Origin of the sequence: Nocardia sp. NPDC060220, from assembly GCF_042727815.1 — a bacterium.
Lineage (GTDB): Bacteria > Actinomycetota > Actinomycetes > Mycobacteriales > Mycobacteriaceae > Nocardia.
Map to the genome: position 1 here is coordinate 1 of NZ_JBHWZY010000294.1, position 7,505 is coordinate 7,505.

Sequence of the window (7,505 nt, forward strand, 5' to 3'; positions counted from 1 at the left end):
CCCAGACGTTCACCCTCACCGACACCGACCTCACCCTGGCGATGCGCATCGCCACCGACCACGACGCCGTCCCCGCCCAGGGCGGCTGGCATCCGTGGTTCCTGCGCGAAGCCCCGCCCGCGACCGGGCCGGTGCGACTCGATTTCGACCCGGCGTGGCAGTATGAACGCGGCGACGACTACCTGCCCACCGGCCGCGAGATCGCGCCGACGCCGCCACCGTGGGACGACTGCTTCGGCATGCCCAACGGCGTCCTCGCCCGCCTCACCTGGCCCGGATTCCTGGCATTCACCATCACCAGCCCCGTCCATGACGTAGTCGTCTGGACCCTGCCGGAGCAATCCCTGTCGGTGGAGGCCCAGTCCGGCCCACCCAACGGCCTGAACACCGCACCCCGGATGGTCACACCCGACTCTCCACTCGATGTCCACGTCGACTGGACATGGCAACGCCTGTCGCGGAACCGAACGACTCCGCAGCCCGAGTAGCCCAGCACCACCGCCGATTACGGTGATTGCGTGCCGATCACGTTCGCCCATCCCGTCGCGGTGCTGCCCTTCGCTCGATATCTCCCCCTTCCCGCACTCGTCGCGGGATCCATCGCCCCCGACGTCGGTTACTACCTGCCCGGCCCCCTGTCCGGCACCACAACCCACTCGGTTGTCGGCGTTCTGTGCTGGGACCTGCTGATCGGCCTGGTGCTACTCGTCGCTTTCCGGCTTTCCGCCGGCCCGGCCTCGGCGCTTCTCGGCCTGGCGCCCGCCTCGTCCCCTGATCCCAGATCAGCGGAGCTCGCGACGGTTTCGACGGTCACCGCCCTGGTACTCGGTGCCGCGACACACGTGGTCTGGGATTCTTTCACTCAGACAACAGGTTTCGTGGTCCAGCACTCGGCTCTGTTGCGGACGTCGGTCATCGAGCCGCACAAGACCTACAACGTCCTCGGCTATCTCTCCTCTCTCGCCGGAACGGCGGTCCTCACCTACCTCGTGGTGCGCCGCACCCGGCGCAAGGTTCGCCCACCCACGTGGACGCACCGGGCCGTCGTCGCCGTGCTGCTCGCCGCGCCGGTCATCGGTGCGGCACTCGCCGTCGACGACCCGGTCACCCGGGTCAGTACCTACGACCTGATCCGACACACGATCGTCGGTGCGGCTCGGGCGACGGTTGTCGCCTGGGCCGCCTACGCCGCGCTCTGGCACCTCGGCACAGGTCGCGTGCGCTCACCGCGGCGAGCGGACGCTGCGGAAGGTGAGTGCGACCAGGAAGGTCAGGGCGGCGATGACGGCGGCTGCCGCGAAGGCGGCGGTCATGCCGCCGACCAGGGCGTGGGTCGGTGAACCGCCCGCGTCGCGCGCGGCGGTGCCGAAGATCGTCACCAGGATCGCCAAGCCCAGCGCGCCGCCGGTCTGCTGCATGGTCTGCAAGGCGCCGCCCGCCGCACCCGCCTCGTCGGGCGAGACCGTGGACATGATGATCACGTTCAGCGGCGAGAACGCCAGCCCGATACCGCAGCCCATCGCGACCATCGCCACGAACAGCAGGGGGAAGTAGCCGGAGTCCTCCGAAAGCCTGGTCAGTAGCACGAGTCCGGTGACCATGGCGACGGCGCCGGTCAACGTCACCGGCTTGGGGCCGAAACGCGCCAGCAGCCGCGGGATCAGTCGGATCATCGCGAACATCAGCACCGCCGTCGGCAGGAACGCGAAACCTGTTGCCAACGAACTCATCCCCAGCACATCTTGCAGATACTGGGTGAGGAAGAAGAACATCGACATGCCTGCCATCGGCCCGAGGAACATGTTCAGATAGCCGGCGGCGCGGTTGCGATCGGCGAAAAGGTGCAGGGGCAGAAGTGGTTGTGGCGCACGCAGTTCGATCGCTATGAAGGCGGCCAGCAAGGCCGCCCCGATCGCGAGCCAGATATCGGTGCCCGCCGCGCCCCAACCGTGCGAGGCGGCACTGATGAAACCGTAGACCAGGGCGGCCACGCCCGCGGTCGCCGTCACCGCGCCCGGCAGGTCGAGCCGAGCGGCGCGACGCGGCAAATCAGGCAGGTACCGCAGTGCGAGTACCGCGATGACCAGGCCGAACGGCACATTGATGAACAGCACCGAGCGCCAGCCGAACCATTCCGTGAGCAACCCGCCGACGATCAAGCCGATCGCGAAACCGGCGCTCGACATGCCGGAGAACAGAGCGAGCACTCGAATCCGCACCTTGGGCTCGGTGAACGTAGTAGTCAGCAGCGCAAGGGTATTGGGACCGGCCATTGCCCCGCCGATGCCCTGGAGCACGCGGGCCGCGAGCAACCATCCAGCCGAAGGCGCCAGCCCGCCGGCCAGCGAGGCGAGGGTGAACAGCAGCGCGCCCGCGATGAACATCCGGCGCCTGCCGAACAGGTCGCCGGCTCGACCGCCGAGCAGCAGCAGGCCACCGAAGACCAGCGTGTAGGAGTTCATCACCCAGGACAGGCCGGTTGCACTGAACTCGAGGTCGGCCCTGATGTGCGGCAGCGCCACATTCATCACGGTGATGTCGAGGATGATCATGAGCTGACAGGTCAGCAAAGTGACCAGGACGAGCCGTGGCCGAACCCGGTCTACCTGGGGTTTTTCCAAGAAAGTGGTGGTAGTCAAGAACGCTCCATCAGAAAGGAACTCAAACGGAGAGAGTCTCCGTTTATGACAGAGCTAGCATAGGGAGAAAGTCTCCGGTTCCGCAAGACTAAACGGAGACTTCATCCGTTTCCAGTGGAGGATCTTGTGGACGCACCGTCGCGGCCGATGCGCGCCGACGCACGCCGCAATTACGAGCGCATCGTCGACTGCGCCCGCGACGCGTTCGCCGAGCACGGCACCGACGCACCGCTGGACGACATCGCGCGACGCGCGGGGGTCGGTCCCGGAACGCTGTATCGCCACTTCCCGAATCGCACCACGCTGATGGAAGCGGTGTATCGCGCCAATATCGAGACACTCGCCGCACGGGCAGACGAACTACGCCGAACGCACGCCCCCCTCGACGCGTTCGACGCCTGGTTCGGCGAGCTGGTCACCTACATTCTCGAAAAGCACGGCCTGGCAACCACTCTCAAAGCCGCCATCGACCGGACCTCGGACACTTTCGCCGCCTGCTCCGCCCTGCTGGCCGAGGCCGCGGGCAGCGTTCTGATCCCGGTACAGGAGGCAGGCGAGATCCGCCCCGAGGTGAGCCCCCGCGACATCCTGCGCCTCGGCCACGGCATCGGCGCGGGCTGCCAGGCCGCCCCGGAGTCCGCCCCACTGCTCACCGACGTGGCGCTGGCCGGCCTTCGCGCCCAGCGCTAGCGGCGCTCAGGCCAGGTCTTCGATTTTCGCCGCCAGTTCGGCGCCGGTGAGCGGCTCGCGGGCGATGACGGCGATGGTGTCGTCGCCGGCGATCGTGCCGACGATGTAGGGCAGGGCGGCGCGGTCGAGGGCGCTGGCCAGGAAGTGGGCGGCGCCGGGCGGGGTGCGCAGGACGGCGAGGTTGCCGCTGGCGTCGGTGGAGACGAGCAGGTCACCGAGAAGTTTGGACAGGCGGCCGGTGCCGCCGGTGACCCCACGCACGGGGCTGCCGTCCTCAGGGACGATGTAGACGCCCGCGCCACCGTCGGCCGCGCGCAGTTTCACCGCGCCGAGTTCGTCGAGGTCACGCGACAGGGTGGCCTGGGTGGTCTCGATCCCCTCGGCCGACAGCAGCGCGGCGAGTTCGGTCTGACTGCGGACCGAATGCGAGGTCAGCAGTTCGATGATGCGTGACTGGCGGCCGGCGCGGGTGCGAGCGATCGCGGGCGAGCCCTTTTCGGGCGCGCTCATCGCCCAGCCTCCACGCCGGCCCCGGTTCGCGGTCTCACGCGGCGGCTTTCGCGAGCAGCCACACCAGCAGCGCCTTCTGCGCGTGCAGGCGATTCTCGGCTTCGTCCCAGACCACACTGTGCCCACCGTCGAGCACCTCGTCGGTGATCTCTTCGCCCCGGTGCGCCGGAAGACAGTGCAGCACAATCACTTCCGGAGTCGCGTGGGCGAGCAGCTCGGTGTTCAGCTGGAACGGGCGGAACGGGCCGACGCGGTCGAGACCGTCGTTCTCCTGGCCCATGGAGGTCCACGTGTCGGTGACCAGCACGTCGGCACCGGTGGCACCGACCACCGGGTCACCCGTGACCGACACGGTCGCACCGGTTTCCGCGGCGCGCTTGGCGGCGGCGTCCAGGATCCACGGCAGCGGTTCGAAGCCCGCGGGCGCGGCCACGGTCACGTTCATGCCCGCCGTCACGCCACCGAGCAACAGCGAGTGCGCCATATTGTTGGCGCCGTCGCCGAAGTAAGTGAGGTTCAGCCCGGCGAGCGAGCCCTTGCGCTCGCTGATCGTCTGCAGATCGGCGAGCACCTGGCAGGGGTGGAACTCGTTGGACAGCGCGTTCACCACGGGAACCGTCGCGGTGACGGCCATCTCGTCGAGGCGGGACTGTTCGAAGGTCCGCCACACGATGGCATCGACGTAGCGCGAGAGCACGCTGCCGGTGTCGCCGAGGGTCTCCTCACGACCCAGCTGGGTGTCGCGACCGTCGACGACCACCGCATGCCCGCCGAGCTGAGCGATGCCCAGCTCGAACGAGAAGCGGGTGCGGGTGGAGTTCTTCTCGAAGATCACCCCGACTCCGCGCGGGCCGTCTAGCGGCCGGTGCGCGAAGGGGTCCTTCTTCAATTCGGCGGCGATGGCGAGGATCTCGGCCTGTTCGGCCTGCGTCACATCGTCGTCGCGCAAGAAATGACGCAGGGTCACTTGGTCGCTCCCTTAGCATCGGCGGCGGCCTTGTCGAGGATCTCGGGCAGGTCGGCGACGAAATTGTCGGCCTGGGTTTCGGTGAGCACCAGGGGTGGCGCCAACCGGATCACGTCGGGCTTGGCGGGGTTCAGCAGGTAGCCGGCCTCGCGCGCCCGTTCGTCGACATAGGCGGAGATGTCGTTCTTCAGCACGATGCCGATGAGCAGACCCGCACCACGCACGTGGTCGATCTCCGGATGCTCGAGCAACGCGATGCCGTCGCTGAGCTTCTTGCCCACCCACTCCACGTGGGTCAGCAGGTTGTCGGAGTCGATCGTGCGCAGCACGGCCAAAGCCGCTGCGGCACAGACGGGATTGCCGCCGAAGGTGGTGCCGTGCAGACCCGGCGTGAGCAGTTCGGCGGCGCGGCCCTGGGCCAGCACCGCGCCGATCGGCAGGCCGCCGCCGAGCCCCTTGGCCAGGGTGATCGCGTCGGGCACGATGCCCGCCGCCTGGTGCGCGAAAAATGTTCCGGTGCGCCCGATTCCGGTCTGGACCTCATCGAGGATCAGCAGCGCCCCGGCCCTGGACGTGATCTCCCGCGCCTTGGCGAGATAGTCGAACGGCGGGACGACCACACCGCTCTCCCCCATCATCGGTTCGAGGAACACCGCGGCGGTGTCGGAATCGACCACGGCTTCGAGCGCGGCGGCGTCACCGTAGGGCACGTGCACGACGCCGGGCGGCATCGGCTCGAACGGTGTCCGCTTGGAGGGCTGACCGGTCAGGGCGAGCGCGCCCATGGTGCGTCCGTGGAACGCCTCCTCGGCGGCGACGATCTTGGACCGCCCGGTGAGCCGCGCGATCTTGAACGCGGCCTCGTTGGCCTCGGTGCCGGAGTTGCAGAAGAACGCCTTGCCCTCACCGTCGCCGAAGTGGGCCAGGAGCTTCTCGGCCAGCTCGATCACGGGCTCGCTGGCGTACAGGTTCGACACGTGGCCGAGCGTGCCCAGTTGCTGGGTGACCGCTTCCAGGATGGCGGGGTGGGCGTGGCCGAGGCTGTTGACCGCGATGCCACCGAGGAAGTCGATGTAGCGCTTGCCATCGGCGTCGTAGAGCACCGCACCGGCGCCGCGCACCAGCGCGACCTTCGGGGTGCCGTAGTTGTCCATCATCGCGGCCGACCACCGCTGCTGCAGCATCTCTGTTTCGCTCATGATTGCGTTCCATCCGGCGACCCGGCAGGGGTCACCATGGTTCCGATTCCTTCTCCGGTGAACAGCTCCAGTAGTACCGAATGCGGGACGCGCCCGTCGATCACGTGGGCACTGGGGACCCCGCCGAGCACGGCGCGCAGACACGCTTCCATCTTCGGCACCATGCCCGCATCCAAGCGCGGCAGCAACTTCGCCAACGCGTCGGCGTCGATCCGGCTGGTCAGCGAGGAGCGGTCCGGCCAGTCGGTGTAGAGGCCCTCGACATCGGTGAGCACGACGAGTTTCTCGGCGCCGATGCCCTCGGCCAGTGCGGCGGCGGCGGTGTCGGCGTTGATGTTGTGCACCACGCCGTCGGCGTCGGGGGCGATGGTGGAGACCACCGGGATGCGGCCCGCGTCGATCAGGTCGAGCACGGCGCCGGGGTTGACCTCGGTGACGTCGCCGACCAGGCCGATGTCGGTGGCGACACCTTTCACGGCGACGGTGCGCCGGGTGGCGGTGAACAGGTGCGCGTCCTCACCGGAGATGCCGACCGCGTACGGGCCGTGCGCGTTGATGAGCCCGACGAGCTCACGGCCCACCTGACCGAAGAGCACCATCCGGACCACGTCCATCACCTCGGGGGTGGTGACGCGGAAGCCGCCGCGGAATTCGCCTTCCATGCCGAGCCTTTTCAGCATGGCGTTGATCTGCGGGCCACCGCCGTGCACGACTACGGGATGCACGCCGACGGTGCGCAGGAAGGCCATGTCGGCGGCGAAGGCCGACTTGAGTTCGTCGTCGACCATGGCGTTGCCGCCGTACTTCACGACCACGATCTTGTCGCGGAACTTCTGCAGCCACGGCAGCGCATCGGCGAGCACGTGCGCCTTGTCCAGCGCCGAAAGAGTGTGCACCACACTGTTACTCATGAGCTGTACGCCGAGTTCTCTTCGACGTAGGCGTGCGAGAGGTCGGTGGTGCGCACCATCGCGGTGCCCTCCCCCACATTGAGCTCGATCAGCACGTCGACGTCCCCGCCGGACAGGTCGACCTCGCGGGCGCCGGGCGCGCCGACACTGTCGACGCAGACCGGATTGCCGTTGAACGACACCGCGATCCGGTTCGGGTCGAGGGTCACCGGTGCGATGCCGACGGCGGCGAGCACGCGACCCCAGTTCGGGTCGGAGCCGAACAGCGCGGTCTTGACCAGACTGTCGCGGGCGACCGCGCGGGCGACGGTGAGCGCTTCGTCCTCGGAGGCTGCGCCGGTGACGGTGACCTGGACCCGCTTGGTGACGCCCTCGGCGTCGGCCATCAGCTGCGCGGCCAGGTCGTCACACACGGTGAACACCGCGGCGTCGAGATCCTCCTGCGCGGGCGCGACGCCGCTGGCGCCGTTGGCCAGCAGCAGCACGGTGTCGTTGGTGGAGCAGGAACCGTCGACGTCGAGCCGGTCGAAGGTGTATTTCGTGGCCTTGCGCAGGGCGGAATCGAGCTGCTCCGGTGTTGCCACGGCGT

General features: G+C 68.3%; 8 protein-coding genes and 1 pseudogene. 3 read left to right on the forward strand and 6 right to left on the reverse strand.

Translation table 11 applies throughout. The features are described from left to right. Both ACFWF3_RS16885 and ACFWF3_RS16890 read left to right on the forward strand, forming a co-directional pair. Positions 1–488 (forward strand): annotated as a pseudogene (locus tag ACFWF3_RS16885) (aldose 1-epimerase); the annotation flags it as partial. A 30-nt stretch (positions 489–518) separates the two neighbouring features. Further along, positions 519–1,340, forward strand: a complete 822-nt coding sequence (locus ACFWF3_RS16890; protein ID WP_379314394.1) for a DUF4184 family protein — start codon at positions 519–521, stop codon at positions 1,338–1,340. Here the strand turns inward: ACFWF3_RS16890 and ACFWF3_RS16895 are convergent. Then, the gene (locus ACFWF3_RS16895; RefSeq protein WP_378994225.1) at positions 1,224–2,639 is read right to left on the reverse strand and encodes an MFS transporter; all 1,416 of its coding nucleotides are present in this window, start codon (positions 2,637–2,639) and stop codon (positions 1,224–1,226) included. The genes ACFWF3_RS16890 and ACFWF3_RS16895 overlap by 117 nt on opposite strands. A gap of 126 nt (positions 2,640–2,765) precedes the next feature. Here ACFWF3_RS16895 and ACFWF3_RS16900 point away from each other — a divergent pair, with 126 nt between their 5' ends. Further along, on the forward strand, positions 2,766–3,329 hold the full coding sequence (locus tag ACFWF3_RS16900; protein ID WP_379314395.1) for a TetR/AcrR family transcriptional regulator: 564 nt from the start codon (positions 2,766–2,768) through the stop codon (positions 3,327–3,329). 6 nt (positions 3,330–3,335) lie between these two features. Here the strand turns inward: ACFWF3_RS16900 and ACFWF3_RS16905 are convergent, their stop codons facing one another. The 5 genes from ACFWF3_RS16905 to ACFWF3_RS16925 form a co-directional block, all read right to left on the reverse strand. Next, a complete protein-coding gene (locus tag ACFWF3_RS16905) occupies positions 3,336–3,839 on the reverse strand; it encodes an arginine repressor (protein WP_056824335.1) in 504 nt (167 codons plus the stop codon). Positions 3,840–3,873: 34 nt separating this feature from the next. After that, positions 3,874–4,806, reverse strand: a complete 933-nt coding sequence (gene argF, locus ACFWF3_RS16910) for an ornithine carbamoyltransferase (protein ID WP_378994221.1) — start codon at positions 4,804–4,806, stop codon at positions 3,874–3,876. Continuing rightward, on the reverse strand, positions 4,803–6,005 hold the full coding sequence (locus tag ACFWF3_RS16915) for an acetylornithine transaminase (protein ID WP_379314396.1): 1,203 nt from the start codon (positions 6,003–6,005) through the stop codon (positions 4,803–4,805). Before ACFWF3_RS16915 ends, argF begins: the two co-directional genes overlap by 4 nt. Continuing rightward, entirely contained in the window at positions 6,002–6,916 is a 915-nt protein-coding gene (gene argB, locus ACFWF3_RS16920; protein ID WP_379314397.1) for an acetylglutamate kinase, read from the reverse strand. Before argB ends, ACFWF3_RS16915 begins: the two co-directional genes overlap by 4 nt. Beyond that, the coding region (locus ACFWF3_RS16925) for a bifunctional ornithine acetyltransferase/N-acetylglutamate synthase (protein ID WP_379314398.1) at positions 6,913–7,505 on the reverse strand (593 nt) is incomplete at its 5' end. The genes argB and ACFWF3_RS16925, both read right to left, overlap by 4 nt.

What these genes read in the sequence shown, in the direction of transcription:
- ACFWF3_RS16905 (WP_056824335.1), bottom strand. Translation starts at nt 3,839, where the DNA reads ATGAGCGCGCCCGAAAAGGGCTCGCCCGCGATCGCTCGCACCCGCGCC.
- argB (WP_379314397.1), bottom strand. Translation starts at nt 6,916, where the DNA reads ATGAGTAACAGTGTGGTGCACACTCTTTCGGCGCTGGACAAGGCGCAC.
- ACFWF3_RS16915 (WP_379314396.1), bottom strand. Translation starts at nt 6,005, where the DNA reads ATGAGCGAAACAGAGATGCTGCAGCAGCGGTGGTCGGCCGCGATGATG.